Origin of the sequence: Nocardioides humilatus (assembly GCF_008373755.1) — a bacterium.
GTDB classification, from domain to species: Bacteria; Actinomycetota; Actinomycetes; order Propionibacteriales; family Nocardioidaceae; genus Nocardioides; species Nocardioides humilatus.
Window position 1 is genome coordinate 130,195 of record NZ_VUJV01000004.1, and the last position, 22,863, is coordinate 153,057.

Annotated in this window: 24 protein-coding genes and 1 riboswitch; of the genes, 15 read left to right on the forward strand and 9 right to left on the reverse strand. The window is 70.3% G+C overall.

All coding sequences use genetic code 11. The features are described from left to right. Window positions 1–8: 8 nt before the first annotated feature. Genes F0U44_RS15110 through F0U44_RS15130 form a run of 5 tightly spaced genes read right to left on the reverse strand, consistent with a single transcriptional unit; the run spans window position 9 to window position 4,019 of the window. On the reverse strand, window positions 9–914 hold the full coding sequence (locus tag F0U44_RS15110; RefSeq protein WP_149729182.1) for an ROK family protein: 906 nt from the start codon (window positions 912–914) through the stop codon (window positions 9–11). Between the two features lie 10 nt (window positions 915–924). Next, window positions 925–1,872, reverse strand: a complete 948-nt coding sequence (locus F0U44_RS15115) for an ROK family glucokinase (protein ID WP_246160502.1) — start codon at window positions 1,870–1,872, stop codon at window positions 925–927. Between the two features lie 7 nt (window positions 1,873–1,879). Continuing rightward, entirely contained in the window at window positions 1,880–2,329 is a 450-nt protein-coding gene (locus F0U44_RS15120; RefSeq protein WP_149729183.1) for a hypothetical protein, read from the reverse strand. Then, window positions 2,326–3,531, reverse strand: coding sequence for an ArsA family ATPase (locus F0U44_RS15125; RefSeq protein ID WP_149729184.1), 1,206 nt, complete (start codon window positions 3,529–3,531; stop codon window positions 2,326–2,328). The genes F0U44_RS15120 and F0U44_RS15125 overlap by 4 nt, the downstream gene beginning before the upstream one ends. A gap of 29 nt (window positions 3,532–3,560) precedes the next feature. Further along, entirely contained in the window at window positions 3,561–4,019 is a 459-nt protein-coding gene (locus F0U44_RS15130) for an SRPBCC family protein (RefSeq protein ID WP_149729185.1), read from the reverse strand. A gap of 79 nt (window positions 4,020–4,098) precedes the next feature. Between F0U44_RS15130 and F0U44_RS15135 the strand changes: the two genes are divergently transcribed. From F0U44_RS15135 to F0U44_RS15185, 11 genes are all read left to right on the forward strand, one after another. Further along, a complete protein-coding gene (locus F0U44_RS15135; RefSeq protein WP_149729186.1) occupies window positions 4,099–5,907 on the forward strand; it encodes an AMP-dependent synthetase/ligase in 1,809 nt (602 codons plus the stop codon). 246 nt (window positions 5,908–6,153) lie between these two features. Next, complete coding sequence (gene cpaB, locus F0U44_RS15140) at window positions 6,154–6,894, forward strand: Flp pilus assembly protein CpaB (RefSeq protein ID WP_188113506.1); 741 nt, start codon at window positions 6,154–6,156, stop codon at window positions 6,892–6,894. Between the two features lie 9 nt (window positions 6,895–6,903). Continuing rightward, window positions 6,904–8,094 carry a CpaE/TadZ family protein gene (locus tag F0U44_RS15145; protein WP_149729188.1) on the forward strand — a complete coding sequence of 397 codons (1,191 nt, stop codon included), beginning with the start codon at window positions 6,904–6,906 and terminating at the stop codon, window positions 8,092–8,094. 2 nt (window positions 8,095–8,096) lie between these two features. Beyond that, window positions 8,097–9,644, forward strand: coding sequence for a TadA family conjugal transfer-associated ATPase (locus tag F0U44_RS15150; protein WP_246160503.1), 1,548 nt, complete (start codon window positions 8,097–8,099; stop codon window positions 9,642–9,644). Then, window positions 9,641–11,554 (forward strand): type II secretion system F family protein, encoded by a 1,914-nt coding sequence (locus tag F0U44_RS15155; RefSeq protein ID WP_149729189.1) that lies wholly within the window; start codon window positions 9,641–9,643, stop codon window positions 11,552–11,554. The genes F0U44_RS15150 and F0U44_RS15155 overlap by 4 nt, the downstream gene beginning before the upstream one ends. A 1-nt stretch (window position 11,555) precedes the next feature. Continuing rightward, complete coding sequence (locus F0U44_RS15160; protein WP_149729190.1) at window positions 11,556–12,473, forward strand: type II secretion system F family protein; 918 nt, start codon at window positions 11,556–11,558, stop codon at window positions 12,471–12,473. A gap of 24 nt (window positions 12,474–12,497) precedes the next feature. Next, on the forward strand, window positions 12,498–14,090 hold the full coding sequence (locus F0U44_RS15165; protein ID WP_149729191.1) for a sensor histidine kinase: 1,593 nt from the start codon (window positions 12,498–12,500) through the stop codon (window positions 14,088–14,090). Beyond that, window positions 14,087–14,737: a response regulator transcription factor gene (locus tag F0U44_RS15170; protein WP_149729192.1), complete on the forward strand. Its 651-nt coding sequence runs from the start codon at window positions 14,087–14,089 to the stop codon at window positions 14,735–14,737. Before F0U44_RS15165 ends, F0U44_RS15170 begins: the two co-directional genes overlap by 4 nt. 166 nt (window positions 14,738–14,903) lie before the next feature. Further along, the gene (locus F0U44_RS15175) at window positions 14,904–15,077 is read left to right on the forward strand and encodes a Flp family type IVb pilin (protein WP_149729193.1); all 174 of its coding nucleotides are present in this window, start codon (window positions 14,904–14,906) and stop codon (window positions 15,075–15,077) included. 101 nt (window positions 15,078–15,178) lie between these two features. Beyond that, on the forward strand, window positions 15,179–15,349 hold the full coding sequence (locus F0U44_RS15180; protein ID WP_149729194.1) for a Flp family type IVb pilin: 171 nt from the start codon (window positions 15,179–15,181) through the stop codon (window positions 15,347–15,349). A 254-nt stretch (window positions 15,350–15,603) separates the two neighbouring features. After that, the gene (locus F0U44_RS15185; RefSeq protein WP_149729193.1) at window positions 15,604–15,777 is read left to right on the forward strand and encodes a Flp family type IVb pilin; all 174 of its coding nucleotides are present in this window, start codon (window positions 15,604–15,606) and stop codon (window positions 15,775–15,777) included. Between the two features lie 71 nt (window positions 15,778–15,848). Here F0U44_RS15185 and F0U44_RS15190 read toward each other — a convergent pair whose 3' ends face one another. From F0U44_RS15190 to F0U44_RS15205, 4 genes are all read right to left on the reverse strand, one after another. Further along, on the reverse strand, window positions 15,849–17,078 hold the full coding sequence (locus F0U44_RS15190; RefSeq protein WP_149729195.1) for a M48 family metallopeptidase: 1,230 nt from the start codon (window positions 17,076–17,078) through the stop codon (window positions 15,849–15,851). Window position 17,079: 1 nt separating this feature from the next. After that, the gene (locus F0U44_RS15195) at window positions 17,080–18,345 is read right to left on the reverse strand and encodes a hypothetical protein (RefSeq protein ID WP_149729196.1); all 1,266 of its coding nucleotides are present in this window, start codon (window positions 18,343–18,345) and stop codon (window positions 17,080–17,082) included. After that, window positions 18,326–19,318 (reverse strand): C40 family peptidase, encoded by a 993-nt coding sequence (locus F0U44_RS15200; protein ID WP_149729197.1) that lies wholly within the window; start codon window positions 19,316–19,318, stop codon window positions 18,326–18,328. The genes F0U44_RS15195 and F0U44_RS15200 overlap by 20 nt, the downstream gene beginning before the upstream one ends. Before the next feature lie 12 nt (window positions 19,319–19,330). Further along, window positions 19,331–19,501, reverse strand: a riboswitch (cyclic di-AMP (ydaO/yuaA leader). A 184-nt stretch (window positions 19,502–19,685) separates the two neighbouring features. Continuing rightward, a complete protein-coding gene (locus F0U44_RS15205) occupies window positions 19,686–19,892 on the reverse strand; it encodes a hypothetical protein (RefSeq protein WP_149729198.1) in 207 nt (68 codons plus the stop codon). 91 nt (window positions 19,893–19,983) lie between these two features. Here F0U44_RS15205 and F0U44_RS15210 point away from each other — a divergent pair, with 91 nt between their 5' ends. The 4 genes from F0U44_RS15210 to F0U44_RS15225 are packed head-to-tail and all read left to right on the forward strand — an operon-like array spanning window position 19,984 to window position 22,852. Further along, window positions 19,984–20,325: an ArsR/SmtB family transcription factor gene (locus F0U44_RS15210; protein WP_223163709.1), complete on the forward strand. Its 342-nt coding sequence runs from the start codon at window positions 19,984–19,986 to the stop codon at window positions 20,323–20,325. Then, window positions 20,322–20,807 (forward strand): SRPBCC domain-containing protein, encoded by a 486-nt coding sequence (locus F0U44_RS15215; protein ID WP_149729199.1) that lies wholly within the window; start codon window positions 20,322–20,324, stop codon window positions 20,805–20,807. Before F0U44_RS15210 ends, F0U44_RS15215 begins: the two co-directional genes overlap by 4 nt. A 48-nt stretch (window positions 20,808–20,855) precedes the next feature. Then, the gene (locus tag F0U44_RS15220) at window positions 20,856–22,577 is read left to right on the forward strand and encodes a DEDD exonuclease domain-containing protein (RefSeq protein ID WP_149729200.1); all 1,722 of its coding nucleotides are present in this window, start codon (window positions 20,856–20,858) and stop codon (window positions 22,575–22,577) included. Then, window positions 22,574–22,852 carry an Lrp/AsnC family transcriptional regulator gene (locus F0U44_RS15225; RefSeq protein WP_149729201.1) on the forward strand — a complete coding sequence of 93 codons (279 nt, stop codon included), beginning with the start codon at window positions 22,574–22,576 and terminating at the stop codon, window positions 22,850–22,852. Before F0U44_RS15220 ends, F0U44_RS15225 begins: the two co-directional genes overlap by 4 nt. Window positions 22,853–22,863: the final 11 nt, after the last annotated feature.

A 22,863-nucleotide genomic window follows, 5' to 3' on the forward strand; every position in this document is an offset into this window, starting at 1 on the left:
CTCGCACCTCAACCAGCGGCAACGGCCTGCAGCGCAGCTCCGACCGCGCCGGCCTCCGGACCGAACCGGGCCGGCACGATCCCCGGGATCGTCCGGTGCTCGGCCCCTTGCAACGCTCGGGCGAGCCCGTGGCGAGCCGGGTCCAGCAGCAGGTCGCCGACCGCCGAGACGCCGCCGCCGACCACGACCACCTCCGGGTCGTAGGCCGAGACCAGTCCGGCGATGCCGACGCCGAGCCAGGTCCCGACGGTGGCGAACGCCTCGCGCGCGATTCGGTCCCCGTCGCGCGCCAAGGCCGCGACCTGGGGACCGTCGAGGTGCGACCCGAGCGCCACTCGCATCACCCGTTCGAGCGCCCGACCGCTGCAGTACTGCTCCCAGCAGCCGTGGAGGCCGCACTCGCAGGCCAACCCGTCCGGCACCACCTGGACGTGGCCGAACTCCCCCGCCATGCCGTTGGCTCCCCGCACCACGCGCCCGTCGAGCACGATCGCCCCGCCGATGCCAGTCCCGATCGTGATCATGAGAGCGAACGTCGCATCCTGCAGGGATCCTGCGGCGAGCTCGGCGTAGGCAGCACAGTTGGCGTCGTTGTCCAGGACGACCGGCACGCCCAGCAGTTCGGCGAGACGGGATCGGACCGGAGCGTCCCGCCACGGCAGGTGGGCGCAGAAGCGGACCCACTCCCCCTCGCGATCCACCAGACCGGCGGAGGACACACCCACTCCGGTCAGCGTCCGGCCCGCGGCGACCTCGAGTGCAGCGTCCGCCACGGCCCGCTCGACCTCGGCGTCGGACGCGTTGCGTCCCGGCATCGGCACCTGCGCGGAGCTGACGACCTCGAGGCCGTCACCCTCACCCGCGATCTCCACGGCGAGCACCTTCGTGCCGCCGACGTCGACCCCCACGTGCACCGCGGGCTCCTCAGGACCGAGCCAGGTCCGCGGCGCCGATGACGCCGGCCTCGTTGCCGAGCTCCGCTGCGCGGATCTCTGCCTGCGGTCGGTAGCCACGACCGGTCAGCTCGCGTCCGAAGGCCTCGCGGATCGGATCCAGGAGGAGGTCGCCCGCCTCGCTGACGCCGCCGCCGATGACGATGACGGCCGGGTCAAGCACGGCGACCAGCGATGCGATCCCGTGGCCGAGCCAGTGCCCGAGCGATGCGAGCTGCTCGATGGCGAACCGGTCGCCGTCCTGGGCAGCTGCGGTGATGAGGGGTCCGGTGATCCGTTGCGGGTCTCCACCCGCGCGGTCGAGCAGGTCGCGTGCCAGCAGGGAGCTCCCACTCGCGGCGGCCCGCGTCTCGCGCTCGAGGGCCGACCCGGAGCCGTACTGCTCGAAGCAGCCGAGGTTGCCGCAGCCGCACTGTCGACCGTCGGGCACCAGGCAGAGGTGGCCGATCTCGCCGGCCACGCCGAAGCCGCCGCGGAGCAGCCGGCCGCCCGCGATGACGCCGCCGCCGACACCGGTCCCGACCGTGACCATCAGCTGGTCATCGACGTCCTTGCCGGCGCCGTAGCGGAACTCGCCCCAGGCAGCAGCGTTGGCATCGTTCTCGATCGTGACAGGCAGCCCCGTCAGCCGGGTGAGCTCAGGTCCGAGCGGCTCGTCGCGCCAAGCGATGTTGGGCGCGAAGAGCACGGTCGCCCTGCGGGCGTCGACATAACCCGCAGCACCCACGCCGACGGCGGTGACGGGATGGCGCGCCGCCAGCGTGCGCACCAGGTCGGCGACCGTGGACTCGATCGCCTCGGGGTCGGTCGCCGGGGACACGACCCGGGCCTCGTCGAGGATGGTGCCGTCGCCGGCGACGACCGCACCGGCGATCTTGGTGCCGCCGATGTCGATCCCGCAGGTGAGGTCGCCCCTCACGGGGCCCTCACCAGACATCGTCCGGGTGCAGCTCGTCGTCACCGCCGTCGAGGTTGATCCGCTGCACCTCGGGTCCGCGCTGGGCGCCAGCCGGGTCAGGCGGCGGCAGCGTCTCGAGCATTCCGGCAGCAGCCTGGAGCAGCGACGTCGCCGCGCTCAACAGGTGCGTCTTCACGTCGGGCGACGTCTCGCGGACGGCATGCACGACCCGGCAGACCGGGCAGTACTTGCACTCGGCGCTGTCGGTGGCGATGTGGTCGTTGACCTCCTTGGCCAGCGACCCGGCGTGGTCGGCGAGTCCGCCGAGGCTGGCACCGACCTCGGTGCCCTGCTGCCGAGCGAGGTCGGCGAGCGCGCCGAAGAGCTTCATCGCCTCCTCACCGACCGAGCCCACCTCGGGGCTCGGAGGGGTGCTCGACGGGCTCTGCTCGCCCTGCGGGTCGTCGGACTCCGTCACGTCGTCGCCTCCCTCGTGGTCGCTCCCTGCTCCGGCTCCCGGAACCGCACCTGCAGCTCGCCGCCCTCGACCCGGGCCCCGGCCACGCGCAGTCGCGCGAGCCCGGACGGCAGGGTCAAGAGCCGCCGCGAGGATCCCACTGTGACGACCAGCTCGTCGCCATTTCGGGCCAGTCCGACCTCCGCGCGCGTCACGAACGGCAGTGCCAGGTGGAGCACCGCGTCGCCCGCACCATCGCGGGTCACCCGGAAGGGACCCTCCCCATCGGGGCGCGCGAGCGGGTCGTGGTCGCCGTACAGGCGGGACGCGAGCGCAGTGAGCGCTGCAACGCCCACGGGCTCACCCGGCTGATATTCGGACCTCCAGACCGGCAGGCCATCGAAGGACTGGTCGACCTCCTTGAGCACCGTCGTCTGAGCATCGACCCAGGCAGCGCGCCAGGCGTCGCCGTCGCCGGCCGGGAAGACCCGGTTGGCGATGACGCCGTCGATCCGGTAGCCGAAGAGCGACAGGCTCGTGTAGGCGCGCCGGGCCTCGGCGAGCACGACGTTCTCGGGCGTCAGCACGAGGCGGACCGACGCGTCGGGGCCGGCCAGCAGCTCGTGGACCTCGTCGAGCTCGGAGTGGAGCCGGGTGATCGCGTCGAAGACGGAGTCGCCGGGCATGGGCACGCCGGCAGCGCGGTTGAGCACCGGCCGCAGCGCCTTGACCAGGCGGCGCTGGATCGGGAGCAGCCGCTCCATGTACCAGCCGAGCGCCTCCGGCAGCGCCAGTAGCCGCAACGTCTCCGCGGTCGGCGCGCAGTCGACGACGATGACGTCCCAGCGGCCAGAACGGGCGTGGAGCCGCAGCTCGAGCAGCGCCAGGACCTCCTCGGCGCCCGGGATGACCGTCATCTCCTCGGCAGCGACCGGGTCCATGCCCGCGGCGTCGAGCACGGACAGGAGGTAGCGCTGGATGTCGGCCCACGACTGCTCGAAGCGCAGCTGCGCGTCGACCTGGTGGACGAACAGGTTGTCGGCGATCTCGGTCGGCTCGGCGTGGACCTGGCCCGCCGCGCCGTAGGCGTCGGCGAGCGAGTGGGCGGCGTCGGTCGACAGCACCAGGGTCCGCAGACCTTGGGCGGCGGCCAGGGCGGCCGTGCCGGCTGCGACGGTGGACTTGCCCACACCGCCCTTGCCGGTGAACAGGACGATGCGCACGGAGCTCCTCGGCGGGGACTGCAGGGCGATCAGGCGCCCGACTCGACGCGCTTCTTGAGCCCCTTCAGCGCGGTGTCGATCAGGATCTTCTCGCCCTTGCGCTTGAGCAGGCCGATCAGCGGGATCGACATGTCGAGGGCGAGCCGGTAGGTGACCTCGGTCCGTCCGGGCCCGATCTCGTCGAGCACGTAGGCGCCTTCAAGGGAGCGGAGCATCTTGCCCTGCACGAGGGTCCAGGTGACCTGGCGGTCGCCGTGCCACACGTAGGCGAGGGTGTATTCGTCCTTGATCGGGGGCACGTCGAGCGCGAAGTAGACCTTCTCGGCGCGACCGCGAGCGGCCTCGTCGGCGTCGTCGAAGGACGCGACGACATCGGCCGTGGTGACGCCCTTCGCCCACGCGGGATAGGCCGCGAAATCGGCGATGACAGCCATCACGGCCGCTGCTGGGGCGTCGACGACGATCGACGACGACGTCTGCTCGGCCATGGACGGCAGGCTACCGGATAGTCAGGGCACCCCCACCCGGCGGTAATCTGCGATGCGGTCCATCTCGAGAGGATTCACCTTGCGCGAGTACTCCACTCCCCCGACGGTCGACGTGCCGACGACCGGCAACCTGACCGACGACGTGGTCCGCAACGCCACCGAGGCACCTGATGCCGTGGTGTTCAGCCGACCCGCCGGGACCGGCCAGGACTGGGAGGACGTCACCGCCGCGACCTTCCTCGCCGAGGTCACCTCCGCTGCAAAAGGCCTGGTCGCAGCCGGTATCGAGGTCGGCGACCGGGTCGCGATCGTCTCCCGCACGCGCTACGAGTGGACGTTGATCGACTACGCGATCTGGTTCGCCGGCGCCGTCACGGTGCCGATCTACGAGAGCTCCTCGGCCGAGCAGATCGCCTGGATCCTGAGCGACTCCGGCGCCAAGGCCGTCGTGGCCGAGGACCAGGGGCACGTCACGAAGATCACAGAGGTACGACGCGATCTCACCGACCTCCACCACGTCTGGGCGATCAACGACAACGCTGTCGACGTCCTCACCAGCCTGGGCGCCGACGTCGCCGACGACGACCTGGAGAAGCGTCGTACGACGCCCCAGCCCGATGACCTGGCGACGCTGATCTACACCTCGGGCACGACCGGCCGCCCCAAGGGCTGCATGCTCTCCCACGGCAACTTCCAGACCGAGCTGTGCGTAGCGGTCGACGAGCTCGAGCGACTCTTCAGCACCGAGGGCGCCTCGACCCTGCTCTTCTTGCCGCTCGCCCACGTCTTCGCGCGGATCATCCAGGTCGGCTGCGTGAAGTCCCGCACGCGGCTGGGCCACAGCGCCGACATCAAGAGCCTGATCCCCCAGCTGCAGTCGTTCCAGCCGACCTTCATCCTGGCCGTGCCGCGGGTGTTCGAGAAGGTGTTCAACACCGCATCGCAGAACGCCACGGCTGACGGCAAGGGCAAGATCTTCGACCGCGCGGCCGACGCTGCGATCGCTTACTCCCGGGGCCTCGACGCCGGCCGCGTGCCGCTGGCCGTCCGTGCCCAGCACGCTGCCTTCTCCCGCCTGGTCTACGGGCGGCTCCGCGCCGCGCTGGGCGGCCACTGCGAGTTCGCGGTCTCGGGCGGTGCTCCGCTCGGCGACCGGCTCGGCCACTTCTACCGCGGCATCGGCGTCACGGTGCTCGAGGGCTACGGCCTGACGGAGACCACCGCCGCGCTGACGGTCAACCTGCCCGACGCCATCAAGATCGGCACCGTCGGTCGTCCGTTGCCCGGCACAGCGGTCCGGGTCACCGACGACGGCGAGCTGGTGTTCAAGGGCGGCCAGGTGTTCTCCGGTTACTGGGCCAACCCCGAGGCGACCGCCGACGCGATCGATGGGGACGGGTGGTTCCACACCGGCGACGTCGGCGAGGTCGACGACGAGGGCTTCGTCCGGATCACCGGGCGCAAGAAGGAGATCCTGGTGACCGCCGGCGGCAAGAACGTCGCACCCGCCGTGCTCGAGGACCGGGTGCGTGCTCACGCCCTGGTCAGCCAGTGCCTGGTCGTCGGCGACGGCCAGCCCTTCATCGCCGCTCTCGTGACGATCGACCAGGAGGCCCTGCCGGCCTGGGCCGAGCAGCACGGCAAGGAGCTCCCCAAGGACGGGTCGGTCGCCGGCCTGGTCGACGACCCCGACCTGCGGCGAGCGATCCAGGCTGCGGTCGACGACGCCAACCTGGCGGTCTCCAAGGCCGAGGCGATCCGGAAGTTCGAGATCCTCCCCTACGACTGGACCGAGGAGGGCGGGCAGCTCACCCCCAGCCTCAAGCTCAAGCGCAACGTCGTGATGCGCGAGTGCCGCGACGAGGTCGCTGCTCTCTACGAGGTCTGATCTGAGCCAGATCCCCGGATCAGCCTCAGGTTGACCCGATCGGGCCACCCCCTGGTCCGTTGTGACTAGGACCCCAAAACGTTCGGTTCGGCTTCGTCCTGGGGGGCTCCTCTGGCCCGTTTTCTGGGCTAGCGTTCTTATTGCTCGGCTGCCGCTTGGGAGGGTTGCGCAGCCGGGGGACAGAGCAAAACGGGGAGGGCGGCGCCGTGCCGCATCCCCGTCATGGGGAGCGGGAGGGCTCTAAAGATGGACCGTCGCAAGTTGCTGCTGGTCGTCGCCGCGGTCGTCGCGGTTCTCGGCGTGGCACTCGTCTTCGTTTACGCCAAGGGCGCCGACAAGCGCGCCGCCGACAAGTTCGACACCGTCGAGGTGTTGGTGGCGACCAAGAAGATCAACCCGGGTGAGAGCTTCGACGAGGCGCTCCAGAGCGGGAAGTTCGAGCTCGCCGACGTCGCTCAGGCGCAGGTGCTCGACGGTGCCGGCGACGCGTCGGACGACTACGAGGGCACCGTCGCGCTGACGACGATCTACCCGCACGAGCAGCTGGTCCCGGTGAAGTTCGGTGGCGCCGACGAGGTCGAGGCGATCACGACGCTGCCGATCCCCGAAGGCAAGATCGCCATCTCGATCGCCATCGAGGACGCCGGCCGCGTGGGCTACTTCGTCCGTCCCGGCGCCGAGGTCGCGGTCATCTCGACCCTGATCGACCGCTCGACCCAGGCCCCGATCGTCACCCGCACCCTGCTCGACCGCGTGACCGTGCTCGCCGCTGGCGACACCTCCGCGATCTCGACGAGCGACGGCGGCGAGGACGAGACCAACAACGACGGCATCAAGCAGCTGCTGACGATCGCTGTCACGCAGAGGCAGGCCGAGAAGGTCCGGTTCGCCGAGAAGGCCGGCGAGCTGTCTGCCGCCCTGCTCAACGCCGGTAGCGACATCAAGTCCGACGACGGCGTCAACGACGACACGCTGTTCGAGGACTGAGGAGTCTCCATGCCCGTCCTTGTCGAAACCGACAGCGGGGTCGTCCCCTCGCTGCTCCGGGCGATGCCGGCCGGCTCCCATGCCGTCGCCGCCGCCGACCGGATGTACCTCTGGCTCGACCAGCACAGCGACGAGTACGTCGTCACGCTCGGACCGTCCCTCACCCTCGAGCTCGCTCTGTCCTACGCCGAGGACCTGCGGATCGCCAAGCCCACCGTGAGCGTCGTGCTCCTGCGCAACGCCTACGACACCGAGACGTTGACCCGCGCGATGCACGCCGGCGTCCGCGACGTGGTGTCCGCCGATGACGAGAAGGGCCTCACCAAGGCCATCGAGCGTGCCCACCAGCTCTACCTCGCGCTGCGCGGCCCTGGCGGCGCCCGGGCGATGGGTCGGGTCGTCACCGTCTTCTCGCCCAAGGGCGGTGTCGGCAAGACGACCTCCTCGGTCAACCTCGCACTGGCCCTGTCCGACAAGGGTGCCCGGAAGGTCTGCCTCGTCGACCTCGACCTCGCCTTCGGCGACGTCGCGATCACGATGCAGCTCTTCCCGACGCACTCGATCGAGCAGGCCGTCGGCTCGGAGGACTCCATCGACCTCGCGATGATCGAGGGGCTCCTCACCCGCCATCAGGACTCGCTCAACGTCCTCGCGGCGCCGGCCCACCCCGACGTCCGCGAACGCGTGACTCCCCTGCTCATCTCGCGGATCCTCCGCGCGCTGCGTGACGGCTTCGACTACGTCGTGGTCGACACCTCGCCGTCCTTCGACGACGCCACGCTCACGGCGCTCGACGAGACCGACGAGTGCGTGATCGTCGCGACGCTCGACGTACCGACCCTGAAGAACGTCAAGGTCGCGCTCGAGACGATGGACATGCTCAACATCGCTCGCGGTCACCGGCACCTGCTGCTCAACCGCGCAGACGACGAGGTCGGCATCAGCGTCGACAAGGTCGAGCAGATCCTCGGGATGCCCGTCGCCTCTCAGGTCCGCAGCGCGATGGACATCGCCGCAGCGACCAACTCCGGCACCCCGATCGTGTCCGGCAATCCCAACCACCCCGCGAGCCGCGCCTACATCGAACTGGCCTCGACCGTGACCGGTGAGCCCATCTCGGCTCCCGTCTTCACGGCCGACGCCACCGAGGCCGTGGCCCGCTCGCGCGGTGGCCTGTTCCGTCGCAACGGAAGGAGCTGATCATGGCCAGCCTCTCCGAACGTCTTGAAGCAGCCCGCCGCCAGGCCGAGGTCCAGGGCCGCCACGCCGGCGAGCCGGACCCCTCGGACCCGATGCGGCCCGAGGGCTCGATCCTCGCCGACGAGCTGCACACGCTGCCCGTCCCGCCGCCCCCGCCGGCGCCGCCCGCAGCTGCCGCGACCGTGACCCCCGGCCCGCTGTCCCAGCGCACCGCGGTCGCCGCGTCCACCACCGACAACCGCTCGGCCCAGCGCCGCGCCCTGGCCAACCAGGAAGCGGACCGGATCGAGGACCTCAAGGCCAGCGTCCACGCCGAGCTGCTCAAGGAGCTCGGCCCGCACCTCTACGACGCCGACATGGACCAGTCCGAGCTCGACCAACGGGTCCGCACGGTGCTGGCCGAGGTGCTGAGCGCCCAGGACCGCCCGCTGAGCAACAGCGATCGCGCTCGGGTAACCCAGGAGATCAGCGACGACATCCTCGGCTACGGCCCGATCGACCCCTACCTCCGCGACCCCGAGGTCTCCGAGGTCATGGTCAACGGCCACAACGACGTGTGGCTGGAGAAGTCGGGTCGGCTGACCAAGGCCGAGGCGCACTTCGCCGACGAGGCTCACCTGCGGCGCACGATCGACAAGATCGTCTCCCGCATCGGCCGGCGCGTCGACGAGTCGAGCCCGATGGTCGACGCACGGCTCCCTGACGGCAGCCGTGTCAACGCCATCGTCCCGCCGCTCTCGATCGACGGCTCGGCGCTCACCATCCGGAAGTTCGCGACCGACCCGCTCACCGTGGCCGACCTGATCACCTTCGGGTCGCTCAGCCCGGCGACCGCCGACTTCCTCGAGGCCTGCGTGCGCGGCCGTCTCAACGTCATCGTCTCCGGCGGTACGGGCGCGGGGAAGACGACGACGCTCAACGTGTTGTCGTCGTTCATCCCGTCCGACGAGCGCATCGTGACGATCGAGGACGCGGCCGAGCTCCAGCTCAACCAGGACCACGTCGTTCGCCTGGAGTCGCGGCCGGCCAACATCGAGGGCAAGGGCGCGGTGACCATCCGCGACCTGGTGAAGAACAGCCTGCGTATGCGCCCCGACCGCATCGTCGTCGGCGAGGTCCGTGACGCTTCGGCCCTCGACATGCTGCAGGCGATGAACACCGGCCACGACGGTTCCATCTGCACCCTGCACTCCAACGGCCCGCGCGACACGCTCGCCCGCATGGAGACCATGGTGCTGATGGCCGGCATGGACCTGCCGATCCGCGCGATCCGCGAGCAGGTGGCCTCCGCGGTCGACCTGATCGTGCACCAGTCGCGTTTCAAGGACGGCTCGCGTCGGATCACCCACATCACCGAGGTCGAGCGCATGGAGGGCGAGGTCATCACCCTCCAGGACGTGTTCGTGTTCGACAACTCCGCCGGTTTCGACGAGAACGGCCGCGTGCTCGGACGCCTCCGCAGCACCGGTCTTCGACCGAAGTTCGTGGAGAAGCTCGCCTACAACAACGTCGCCGTCGACCCGGCCCTCTTCCGCCTGGACCGGGCATGAAGCGCCTGCTGACGGCGCTCGCCGCCGCCGCGTTCGTGCTGGTCGCGCCGTCGACGGCCTCGGCCGCTGACGGCGATCCCAGCATCGCCCACGTCGAGGCAACCGACGACGGTCTCCGGGTCCTCGTCACCGTGCCGCCCGGTGTCAAGGTCGACCTGGGCGAGGTGACCGGCAGCCTCGACGGCCACGACCTCGACGCGACCGCCGCCGCCGCGGGCACGACGGGCACCGTCCAGCGCACCACGATCCTCGCGATCGACACCAGCGACTCGATGGCCCAGAACGGTCGGTTCGAGGCGGCCAAGGCCGCCGCGCTGGCCTTCCTCGACTCGGTGCCCTCCGACGTCGCGGTCGGCATCGTCACCTTCGACGGCGACGTCGCCACCGCGCTCGCCCCGACCACCGACCGCGACGCGGCCGCCGGGGTCGTCAACGGCCTCTCGCTGAGCAAGGGCACCTTGCTCTACGACGGCATCCTGGCCGCCGTCGACGTCGCGGGCACCGACGGGCAACGCTCGATCTTGGTCCTGTCCGACGGCGCCGACACCGGCAAGACCACCTCGCTCGACGACGTCACCGCCGCGATCGACGACACCGCCACCCTGGTCGACGTCGTCGCGCTCGACCAGACGGGCAAGCCCAAGGCGGTCGCCGCCCTCGGCGACCTCGCCGAGGCGGGTCACGGCCAGGTCATCGAGTCGACGGGCACCGCCCTCGCCGATGCGTTCGCCGCCGAGGCCGAGGTGCTGGCCGACCAGATCCTGGTCACCGCTCCCCTGCCCGCCGGCTTCGACGCGGAGGAAGCGACGGTCACGATCACGCTGCCGACCGCCGGAGGCGACCTGGTCGCGAGCGCGTTCGCGAAGATCCAGGACGCACCCGACTCGAACAGCCCCACGACGACCGACATCGTCAACCCCGACGACGGCTGGAACGCGCCGAGCTGGGCGCTCTACGCGGGCATCGGTGTCTTCGGAGTCGGCCTGCTCGCCGCGTCCGTGCTGCTCGTGCCCGCGAAGGCGCAGCCGATGACGATCGCCGAGCGCGTGACGGCTTACACCGGTCGTGTGGGCAGCCCGAAGGAGGAGCCCAAGGCGGCGTCCGAGCCGATGCTCGACCAGGCCAAGGCGGCCGCGGCCGGCGTGCTCCACCGCAACAAGGGCCTCGAGGAGAAGCTCGCCCGACGGCTGTCGGCCGCCGGCAGCAGCTTCAAGCCTTCAGAGTGGCTGCTGCTCCACGTCGGCATCGTGGTGGCCTCGGGCATGCTCGGCCTGCTCCTCGGCGGGGGCAACCTCGTCATCGGCATCCTGCTCACCGCGCTCGGGTTCTTCCTCCCCCGCTTCTACCTGCGGTTCCAGGCGGGGCGACGTCGCAAGGCGTTCAACTCCTGCCTGCCCGACACCCTCCAGCTGATGTCCGGCTCGCTCGCGGCGGGCCTGTCGCTGGCGCAGTCGGTCGACACGGTGGTGCACGAGGGCCCCGAGCCCATCGCATCGGAGTTCAAGCGGGTCCTCGTCGAGAACCGGATCGGTCTGCAGATCGAGGACGCCTTCGAGGGCGTCGCCGAGCGGTTCGAGAGCAAGGACTTCGCCTGGGTCGTCATGGCGATCCGCATCCAGCGGCAGGTCGGCGGCAACCTCGCCGAGCTGCTGACCACGGTGGCCGCGACGATGCGCGAGCGGGAGTACCTCCGCCGGCAGGTCGCCTCGCTGGCCGCCGAAGGCAAGCTGTCGGCCATCATCCTCGCCGTACTGCCTCCCGGGTTCTTGTTCTTCCTGAGCTTCACGAACCCGGGATACATCGCGCCGTTGTTCAACACCGTGCTCGGAATGATCCTGCTGACCGGCGGCACGTTGTGGCTGTGCATCGGCATCTTCTGGATGAGCCGCATGGTGAAGGTGGAGATCTGAGATGTTCCTTTTCCTCGCAGTCGTGCTGTTCGGATCGGCGATCGTGCTGCTGAGCATGGCGCTGACCAAGACTCACGCGCCGTCCGGCCTGGAGCGCTCCATCGCGACCCTCGAGAACATGTCGCTCAACCCCGCCGACCTCAAGGAAGAGCTTGAGCTCCCCTTCGCCGACCGGGTCCTCGAGCCGCTCCAGGAGCGCGCCCTCAACCTCGGTCGGCGCCTAACGGGTGCCGACAAGGCGGAGCGGATCCGTCACAAGCTCGACCTCGCCGGCAACCCGCGTGACATGTCCGTCGACCGGATCGTGTCGCTCAAGGTGATGGCCGCCGTCGTCCTGGGCTTCTGCGGGATCGCCTACGCCGCGCTGATCTCGGCCGGGCCGCTGGTCTACCTCGGCCTGGGCGCCCTCGGGGTGGGCGTCGGCTTCATGGCGCCCGACATGTACCTCTACCAAAAGGCCTACGAGCGCGCCGAGGAGATCCGCCGGACGCTGGCCGACGCCGTCGACCTGCTGACGATCAGCGTGGAGGCCGGCCTCGGGTTCGACGCCGCCCTCCAGCAGGTCGCCCGCAACACCGGTGGCCCGCTCGCCGAGGAGTTCTCCCGCGTGCTGCGCGAGATGCAGCTCGGCAAGGGCCGCGCCGACTCGCTCCGCGCACTGTCGGAGCGCACCAACGTCGACGACCTGCAGACCTTCGTCGGCGCAATGGTCCAGGCGGACTCGTTCGGCATCTCGATCGCCCAGGTCCTGAGGGTCCAGTCGGGCGAGATGCGGATCAAGCGCCGCCAGCACGCGGAGAAGCGCGCGCAGCAGGTGCCGGTGAAGATCATGGTCCCGTTGATCCTGTGTGTCCTGCCGTGTCTGATGACGGTCGTGCTCGGACCTGCGATCATCAGCGTGGTCAAGCAGTTCACCTGAGCCACCGCACCATCAAAGGGAGCAATGCCCACCGGGAAGTCCACGTGGTCCGCGCCGTCGTTCGCGGTCGTGACAGCGGCGCGGCTGTTCGCCCTGCTCGCGATCGGTGCACCGGCGCTCTGGTTCCGCGACGAGGGCGCATTGGTCGCGCTCCTGGTCCTGGCCATCTTGTGGCTCTACCAGGTGGTCACGATGACGCGCCGAGAGCTGGAGCTCACCCTGACCCCCGCGTGGGAGGCGGCGGCGGTCGGCGTGATCTGCGCGTTGGCCATGGAGCCCTCCCCCGCGATCCTCGCGGCGCTCGCCGTCCCGCCGCTCTACGCGACGGCGACCGCTGGTCTGCGGACCATGGTCCGCACCGTCGCCTGCCAGCTCGTGGCCGTGGTGAGCATCGGCCTGATGTGGTACCAGCGGGGACCCGACAGCCACTGGACTGAGTGGGGCGTATCGATCTTCACCTGGTCGATGGCGGGCGTCGGCCTGAGCCTGGTCGCGAGCACGACCTTCTACAACGACCTCGTCGCACGCGACCGGTTGGCGCCGTACCGAGATGCGCAGCACCTGCTCAAGCAGCTCATCGACCTCTCCGGCGACCTCAGCTCGGGGCTCGATGTCGCGGCGATCGGTGGCGAGATGCTCGGCGTCGTCGGCGACCTGGTGCCCACCCGGGCGCTCGCCCTCTACGTCCCCCGGGGCGACGTACTGACGCCCATCGCGTCGAGCAGCGAGCTCGACCCCGCCGACAACGACGCGTGCGAGAAACTCGCGACCGACGCCTGGGCGCGCGCCGAACCGGTCACGGCGGGCCAGGGCTTCGCCTTCGCGGCGGGCGACGCGGCCGTCATCGCCGGCCTCCGTCCGGGCACGGAGAAGACTCCGCCCGATCCGCCGTTCGAGGACCTGGCCTCGGCGCTCGCGCCCAGCACGGTCAAGTTCGACACCGCGCTGCTCTTCACCCACTTCCGCGACGTGGCCACTGCCGACGAGCGGCAGCGGCTCGCGCGTGAGATGCACGACGGCGTCGCCCAGGACATCGCCTCGCTCGGCTACCTCGTCGATGCGCTGGCCGCCCGGCCCGCCGACGAGCAGCAGGCCAAGCAGTTCGCCATGCTGCGCGAGCGCGTGACGAAGGTCGTCGCCGAGGTGCGACGGTCGGTCATGAACCTGCGCACCAGCATCGGCGAGAACGAGAGCCTCGGCGCCGCCATCAGCGCGGTGGCCCGACACCTGTCGGAGGCCTCGGGCATCCCGATCCGGGTCCGGCTCGACGAGCAGCCCGCCCGGCTGCGTCCCGAGGTCGAGGCAGAGCTCTTCCGCATCGCCCAGGAGGCGATGAACAACGCCGTCAAGCATGCGCGGGCGACCGCCATCGACGTGCGGTGCCAGGTCTACGCCCCCGACGCGCGGATCATCGTCGCGGACGACGGTGTTGGCCTCCAGGGCGGTCGTTCGGACTCCCACGGCCTAAAGATCATGCGAGAACGCGCGAAACTGATCGGCGCCCAGCTCACAGTGCGCGACAATGCCAGTCGCGGGCTCACGGTCTCGGTCACCCTCCGCGCCCCCGGTGGCCCGGTCCATCCCCCGGAACGCACCCTGACGAAGGAGACACGATGAGCGACCACATCTCGGTCCTGCTGGTCGACGACCACGAGCTGATCCGGAGTGGACTGGGGGCGGTGCTCGACCTCGAGCCCGACATGACCGTCGTCGGCACGGCCGGCAGCGTCGCCGAGGCGATCACCGCCTACGACCGGCTCAAGCCGATGGTCGTCGTCGCCGACCTCCAGCTGCAGGACGGCACCGGCCTCGACATCGTGCGCACGATCCGCAAGCAGAGCGACACGGTCGGCCTCATCGTCTTGACGATGCACTCCGGCGACGACCAGATCTTCGCGGCCATGCAGGCCGGCGCATCCGGCTTCGTCGGCAAGGACGCCCCTGCGACCGAGGTCATCAAGGCCGCGCGACACGCGGCCGTCTCTCCGAAAGCCTTCGTCTGCGCCGGGCTCGTCGGCGCGATGATGCGTCGGCGCTCGGGCGAGCTGACGTCGCTGACGGAGCGCGAGCATGACGTGCTCCTGCTGCTGGCCGAGGGCCTCAACGCCGCTTCGATCGGGGCCAAGCTCTACCTGTCGGAGTCGACGACCAAGTCGCACATCGCGCGGATCTATCAGAAGCTGGGCGCCGCCAACCGTGCCCAGGCCCTGGTGACCGCGATGCGTATCGGGCTGCTCTCGACGGTCCAGCCGTCGGCTCGCTGACCCGCGACGAGGAGCCCCGCAGACCGGTGCCGCACAGGTAGTCACAAGGGACTACCGGCATCGAGACGAACTCCCGATCCGCAGGCATGCCCACTCCCGGCAAGATTCTTGTCATCGGGGGAAATCACCCCGGGGACACAAGAAACAAACTTGAGGGAGAACTCCGATGATCCAGTACCTGCAGATCCTGCTCAACGCCCACCGCGACGAGGAGCGGGGCGCCTCGGCCGTTGAGTACGGTCTCCTGGTCGCCCTGATCGCGGTCGTCATGGCCGTCGGCGCCGCTGTCTTCGGCACCGCGCTCAACGACCTCTTCAACTCCGTCGCCGGCCAGATCTGATCTGACTCACGACACCATGGCGAAGGCCGCACGTCCGCAACGGGCGTGCGGCCTTCGTCCATAGAGGCTCCAACTCTAACGACGAACTCCGAGGCCAGCTCATGCACAAACCGAACCTGCTCAGGCGCACGCGGCGCCTGCACGTGCGCGACGAGGTGGGCGGCTCCGCAGTCGAGTACGGCATCCTCATCTCCGCGGTGGTCCTGGTGATCATCGCCGGGATCACGTTGTTCGGGCTGCAGGTCTCCGAGCTCTACGCCAACGTCTTCTGACGCCAGCACCGCACCATCGGCAGCACCGGCCGCACGTCTCACAGACGTGCGGCCTTCGCCATTTCCACCTTCGCCACATCGCCGGGCACAGGTCCCGGCCGGCCCGGTACCTGCCGGCGTCGACACCTAGTCAATCCGGACCATCACGGACCAGACGAAGTCCCGATCCCCCAGGGCCGGAAACCGGGAAGAGTACTCCTCATCGGGGGAATCGCCCCGGGGACACAAGTGACAAACCTGAGGGAGAAACTCCGATGATCCAGTACCTGCAGATCCTGCTCAACGCCCACCGCGACGAGGAGCGGGGCGCGTCCGCCGTTGAGTACGGCCTCCTGGTCGCCCTGATCGCGGTCGTCATGGCCGTCGGCGCCGCTGTCTTCGGCACCGCGCTCAACGACCTCTTCAACTCCGTCGCGGGCCAGATCTGATCTGACGCACGACCGACCGAGGGCCGCACGCTTCCGCGTGCGGCCCTCGGCAATTTTTGTCGGGCGGCGGCCTAGCCCCGGTCGGCGAGCTGCTCGGCGATGGCGATCCGCTCGAGCACCGTCGGGTGCGAGCCGAACCACCACTGCGACCACGCCGGCGGCGTCGGGTCGGCGAGCGAGGTGAGCGCCAGCTGGCGCTGGAGGGCGATGAACGGCTGCGGCGCGTGGGTCGCCTCCAGCGCGTCGACGTCGGCCCGGGTCTCCACCTGCCGGCTGATGCCGTTCTGCACCGGGCTCGACAGGACAGTCGCGAGGGCCGCGAGCGCCAGGATCATCGGGACCGCCCCGACCTCACCCACCCCAGGACGCCCGCGCCGCTCGGCGTAGCCCATCAGCAGGCCCAGGAGCCCGACTCCCACGAGGGCGCCAGCGGCTCCGAGCGCCGTACCGACCAGCACGTCGTCGTGGCGGGCGTGCCCGAGCTCGTGGGCCACCACGGAGAGCGCCTCACGCTCGGACAGGTCGTCGACGAGGTTGTCGTAGACGACCACCCGGCGGGTGCCTCCGAAGCCGGAGACGTAGGCGTTGAGCGTCGTCGTACGGCGTGAGGCGTCGGCAACCAGCACGTCGTCGACCTCGACCCCCTCGTCGTCGGCGAGCTGGAGGATGTCGGAGCGCAGCGGTCCGGCCTCGAGCGGCGTGAACGAGTTGAAGAGCGGCTCGACCACGAGGGGGTAGACGAACGAGGCTGCGACGACGAGCGCAGCGAGCACGCCCCCGGCGACCGCGGTCCAGGCGCGCTGCCACCGCCGCGCGATGGCGAGCAGCACCAACAACGCGATCGCGGTGGTGACGATGCCGACGAGCTCGGTCTTGACGACGTCGAACGCCCACGCCTCCCAGGAGCCTGTGCTCAGACCGGCGTCGAGCTGCAGCTTGCGGTAGGCGATCGAGAACGGGAGGGTCGCCAGGCGGCCGATGACGGCCAGCGCGGCCACGACCGTGACGACTCTCGCCCACCAGGGGCCCTTCAGCCGCTCGACGAGGCGGCGTCCGCGGGCGCCGAACCCGAGCCAGCACGCCACCGCGAGGGAGACGACGAGCGCGCTCCAGCTCCAGGTGCGCGCCCACCGGGCGTAGTGCTCGCCGCGCGCGACCTGCTCGGCCGAGAAGACCGAGTCGGCAGCGACCGGGTCGGGGGTGCCGCCGGGCACCGGGTGCCAGGGGACGAGCCAGACGGCGAGGATCACGAAGGCGCCCAGGCCCACGAGCGTGGTCACGAGGGCGACCTTCCGCTGCACCTCAGCCTCCGACGGTCGAGATCGAGATGAGCTCGTCCTGCCAGGCAGCGGTGAGGTCGGCGATGGTCCAACCGAGCTGCCCGCGCAGCGTGCGTTCGAGGTCGGCGCCGCCGAGCGCCGCGTCGTAGAACCTCACCAGAGCATCCTCCCCGAAGTGCTCCGCCAGGGTCACGCAGACCAGCCACGCGGCCTCGTAGGCCGCCCCGACGTGCGGTGCCTGGCTGTCGAGGTCAGCACGGGTCGGGAGGGTGTCGGGCACGCCGTCGCGGCGGACCTGCTCGGCGATCTGCCCAGCGGTCCGCGAGCGCGGCAGGTCGACGTCGCGGAGCGCGACGTAGTCGGCGAACCCCTCCAGCAGCCACGCCTCCGCTCCGCTCGCCGGAGCGTCGGTGAGCGCGTGCACGGCCTCGTGGCTCATGACGACCTGGGCGGGCACCGGCTCGAGGTCGCCGTAGACCTCGGGGTTGAGGAAGACGTGGACAGGGCGTCCAGGGACGGTCGAGCCGTCGGCGCCCGTCGTGATGGCGGCGACCCCGGCGTAGGAGCCGCGATCGATGCCCAGGGCGGCGTCCATGGCGGCCGCCGACGACGGGACCTCGACCACGAGCCGGTCGGCCCGGGCGCCCAGCACCCGGCGGGCGACCACCAGGGCCTCCTGGGCCTCGGCGAGAACCGATGCGACCGGCAAGGTCCCGGTCGCGGCGATCACCACCACGTCGTCCGTACGGCGTACGTCGGTCGTGCCGCCGAGCCACACCGGCGTCACGTCGGCGCCGCCACCGATGTGGGCGATCCGCTTGCCGTCGTCGGCGAAGGCGAACGCCACGTCGGCGTGGGCGGCGCGCTCCTCGAAGCCACCCACCCGCCAGGTCGCCGCGACAGTGGCGGTCCACGCGCCGTCGGGCGAGACCTGGCCGTTCTCGGTGATGTAGCGCAGGGTCACGTCGTCGAGCCCGGCAGCGGTCGTGCTCTCGACGATGGAGCCGAGGAGCGCGCTCATCTGGTCGTCGGCGCCCAGCGCCGACGCCGCGTCGGCGTCATCGCGCCGCAGCGCGCGCTGGAGCGCGTCGAGCGTCGTCGCCGCGGCCGCGGGCTGGAGGTCGTCGGTCGAGGGGACCTGCGTTGGCGCGACGTAGGGCTCGTCGCCGCCGCAGCCCGAGATCAGGGCAGCAGCCAGCAGCCCCGCCGAGACCGTGGCGGCCCATCGACGGACTGCGCGACGGACGGGTCGACGGACGGAGGGGACCTCAGCCAGGGCGGACCGCACCGACGTACGGCATGTAGTGCAGCGGGCTCACGAGGACGCCGGCGCCGGGGTTGGCCGCATGGACGATCATGCCGTTGCCGATGTACATGCCGACGTGGCTGATCGGGCTGTAGTAGAAGACGAGGTCGCCGGGCTGGAGTGCGCTCTCGGCGATGTGCGGACCCATGCCGTATTGAGCGCTGGAGGAGTGCGGGAGCGAGACGCCGGCCTGGGCCCAGGCCATCATCGTGAGGCCCGAGCAGTCGTAGGCGCTGGGGCCCGCCGCGCCGTAGACGTAGGCGTCGCCGACCTGGGCCATGGCGTACTGGACGGCCGCAGCGGCCCGGCCGGAGGCCGACACGCTGATGTCCTCGGCGCGGATGTCGCCACCGCGGGACAGGATCGCCTCGCGCTCCTTGGCCTCGAGGTCGCCCAGGAGGTCCTTGGCCTCGTTGTACTTCTCCTCGACGGTCTCCTTCTCGTCCTTCAGCTCCTCCTCGAGATCGGCGACCTGGTTGCGGCGGTCGGCCGTCTCCTTACGACGGATGGCGTAGGCCTTGAGCTCGTCGTTGTAGTCGGAGAGCAGGGACTCCTGCAGGTCGCTGACGGTCGTCAGCGTCGAGAGGCTGTTGAGGAAGGCGTCCTCGTCGGCGTTGATGAGCTGGGCGGCGGGGCTCAGGCTCTGGCTCTGGAACTGGCGGATCACCGAGTCGCGGACGTCGGAACGCACGCGGGCGACCTGGTCACCCTGGCGGACCTCGTCGGACTGCAGGGAGGCGAGCTCCTCGTTGAGCTCGTCGAGCTCGACCTTGGCGTCGTTGTAGCGCTCCTGCGCGTGCTCGGCCTCTTCGAAGAGGCTGTCGACGCGGGCGCGGACATCGTCGATGTCGGGCTCCGCGCTGGCGGGAGAAGAGGTGTTGACCGTGAGGCAGACGGTGCCGGTCAGTGCGAGCGCGCTCAGCGCGGTGGTGAAGCGTGTGCGGCCGTTCAGCACGTGCTGGCGGTCCCCTCTGGTGTCGTACGCCTACCGGGTGAGCTGACGGATTCGGGCACGACTTGCCCTACCCGTGCTCCTCGCAGCCGCATTTCCCACCGGCCGCGCCTTGCACGGGATTCACCCCAGAGTGGTTGGGTCCCCGGCTCCGGTGCCCCCTGATCGCTCAGGTGGCACCGAACTCGACGCGATGTCCGCGCGGACCGGGTCGGCCCACTTCCACGAACACCTGAGCAAGTAGGTTAGACGGCTTCTGAAGCCCCGCCAAACCCCGGCACGCCGTGTTTCCGTGACAATCAGTGACGCCTACGTCACACGCGTAACAGGAACCCCGTTGGTTGAGGTGCGAGCGAAGCGAGCCTCGAAACTAAGCGGACTCGACCTGAGGTCCGTCGACGGGCTGCACCAGCCGCAGGCGAGGCACCAGGCCCTCCGCAGCCAGCACGTCGAGCGCGCGCAGCTCCTCGTCGTCGATGGTCAGCTCCGGAGGCGGCCCGAGCAGCACGGTGACCACACAGTCGTGGCACGCCAGCCCGCGCACCAAGCAGGTGCCGCAGTCGATCGTCGTTGTCATGCCAGGACGGTGACACCACCCTCCGACACAACAGGTCGAGCGTTGCGGCCGACGGTTGACATACCGAATCGTTAGTCGTAACTTACGGTAAGTGACGACGAACGCAACGACGCTGCTCACGGTGCTGGGCGACCCGACACGGCAGGCGATCCTCGACCTGCTGCTCGAGGGCCCGCAGCCGGTGGGAGAGCTCGCCGCGCTGCTGCCGGTCAGCCGACCGGCCGTCTCCCAGCACCTCAAGGTGCTGAAGGGGGCCGGACTCGTGGTGGACCGCCAGGAGGGGACCCGTCGGGTCTACCGGGTGGACCCGGACGGGCTCGCCCCGCTCCGCGCCTACCTCGAGCGCTTCTGGCAGACGGCCATGGACGCGTTCGCCCAGCACGCCGAGACCCAGCACGCCGACAACCAGGCGGACAAGGAGAAGGACCGATGACCCAGCAACAGCAGACCATCAGCCCGGTGCGCGTCAGCGTCTCGGTGGGCCTGGAGCAGCAACGCTGCTTCGAGGTCTTCACCGCCGAGATGCTGTCGTGGTGGCCGGCGAGCCACCACATCGGCGAGACGCCGCTCAAGGAGATCGTCATCGAGCCGTTCGTGGGCGGTCGTTGGTATGCCCAGCACGAGGGTGGCGAGGAGACCGAGACGGGCGTGGTCACCGCTTGGGACGCACCCCGGGGCTTCACGGTCACCTGGCAGGTGGGTGCCGACTGGACCTACCACGCCGACCTCGTCACCCATCTCGACGTGTCCTTCACACCGACCGAGGACGGACGCACCCTCGTCGAGCTCGTGCACCGTGACCTCGAGGCCTACGGCGCCGACGCGGCCCAGATGCAGAAGACCTTCGAGGGTCCCGACGCGTGGGCCGGGATGCTGCGGACCTACCAGGGCGTCGCTGAGCGCGCAGCCTCCTAGCGCCGCGCCTCCCCTCTTCTGTCGGGGGTCCGTCCTACCGTCGGCGACATGACCACCGCCCCCGTCCGCAGTCGCTGGGAGGAGCAGCGGAGCTTCGACGAGCTCGGTCGCCCGCTGCGTGACGTGACGTTCTGCGTGGTCGACCTCGAGACGACCGGGGGCTCCCCCGGCGACGGCGACATGATCACCGAGATCGGCGCGGTCAAGGTCCGCGGCGGCGAGGTCCTCGGCGAGTTCCAGACCTTGGTCAACCCGCACACCTCGATCCCGGCCTTCATCGCGGTGCTGACCGGCATCACCAACGGCATGGTGGTCGACGCCCCGCCGATCACTTCCGCGCTGCCCTCCTTCCTGGAGTTCGCGCGGGGCTCCGTGCTGGTCGCCCACAATGCCGGCTTCGATGTCGGCTTCCTGCGTCACTTCGCCCGCGAGCAGGAGATCCCGTGGCCCGACTTCGAGGTGGTCGACACGGTCAAGCTGGCTCGCCGGGTCGTCACCAAGGACGAGTCGCCCAACCACAAGCTCTCCTCGCTGGCGCGCGTCTTCCGGTCCGGCACCACCCCCAACCACCGCGCGCTCGCCGACGCCCGAGCCACCGTCGACGTCCTCCACGGGTGCATGGAGCGGCTGGGCAGCCTCGGTGTCCACACCCTCGAGGAGCTGCAGACCTATTCCTCCAAGGTCGCCGCTGCCCAGCGACGCAAGCGCCACCTCGCCGACCGGCTCCCCCACGCGCCCGGCGTCTACCTCTTCTGCGACGAGCGGTCCCGCGTGCTCTACATCGGCACCTCGAAGGATCTGCGCAAACGGGTCCGCTCCTACTTCACCGCCTCAGAGACCCGGTCCAGGATCGGCGAGATGGTCCAGATCGCGACCTCGGTCACCGGGATCGAGTGCGCGACACCCCTGGAGGCCGAGGTCCGTGAGCTGCGCCTGATCGCCGAGCACAAGCCGAGCTACAACCGCCGTTCGCGCTACCCGGAGAAGGTCACCTTCATCAAGCTCACCCGCGAGCCCTGGCCGCGGCTGTCGATGGTCAAGAAGGTGCTCGACGACGACGCAGACTACCTCGGACCGTTCTCCTCGCGCGGGTCCGCGGAGAGCTGCCTCGCGGCCCTCCACGAGACGTTCCCGATCCGGCAGTGCAACGACAAGTTCGGTCGGCAGCCGTCGCGCGCCTCGTGCGTGCTCGCCGAGCTCGGCCGGTGCCTCTCCCCGTGCGACGGCAGCGTCGACGCCGACACCTACGCCGCCGTCGTACGACAACTGCGCGACGCGCTGCTGCGTCATCCCGACGACGTGGTCGAGCTCGTCAACGAGAAGATGACGGCCCTCGCCGACCAGGAGCGGTTCGAGGAGGCCGGCGTCCAGCGCGACCGGCTCGCGTCCTTCGTGCGTGCTGCCGCCCGCACCCAGCGACTCACTTCGCTCACCCGGTGCCCGGAGGTGATCGCCACCCGCCGCGAGGAGGACGGCCGCTGGTCGGTCCACGTGGTCCGACACGGTCGCCTCGCGGCCGCCGGGATCATCCCCAGCGGCGCCGACGCCCGCGACTACGTCGACCAGCTGCGCGCGTCCGCCGAGACCGTCGTGCCGAGCGTCGGCCCGATCCCGGCGGCGACGGCCGAGGAGTCCGAGAAGGTGCTGCGCTGGCTCGAGCTGCCCGGCATCCGGCTCGTCGAGGTCGAAGGTGAGTGGACCTGCCCGGTCCGCGGTGCCGGTCGGCCGTGGCCGCCGTCCCCCACCCCTGCGCTTAGTCTTGGGCCATGATCACCGCCATCGTCTTCGTGAAGGCAGACGTCGCCCGGATCCCCGAGGTCGCGGAGGCGATCGCAGCGCTCGACGGCGTCACCGAGGTCTACTCCGTGACCGGCCAGATCGACCTGATCGCGCTCGTCCGGGTGCGCCAGCACGACGAGATCGCCGCGGTGGTCGCCGACCAGCTCAACAAGGTCCCCGGCGTGGTCGACACCGAGACCCACATCGCCTACCGCGCCTACTCGCGCCACGACCTCGAGTCGGCCTTCTCCCTCGGCCTCGACTGAGACCGAGGGAG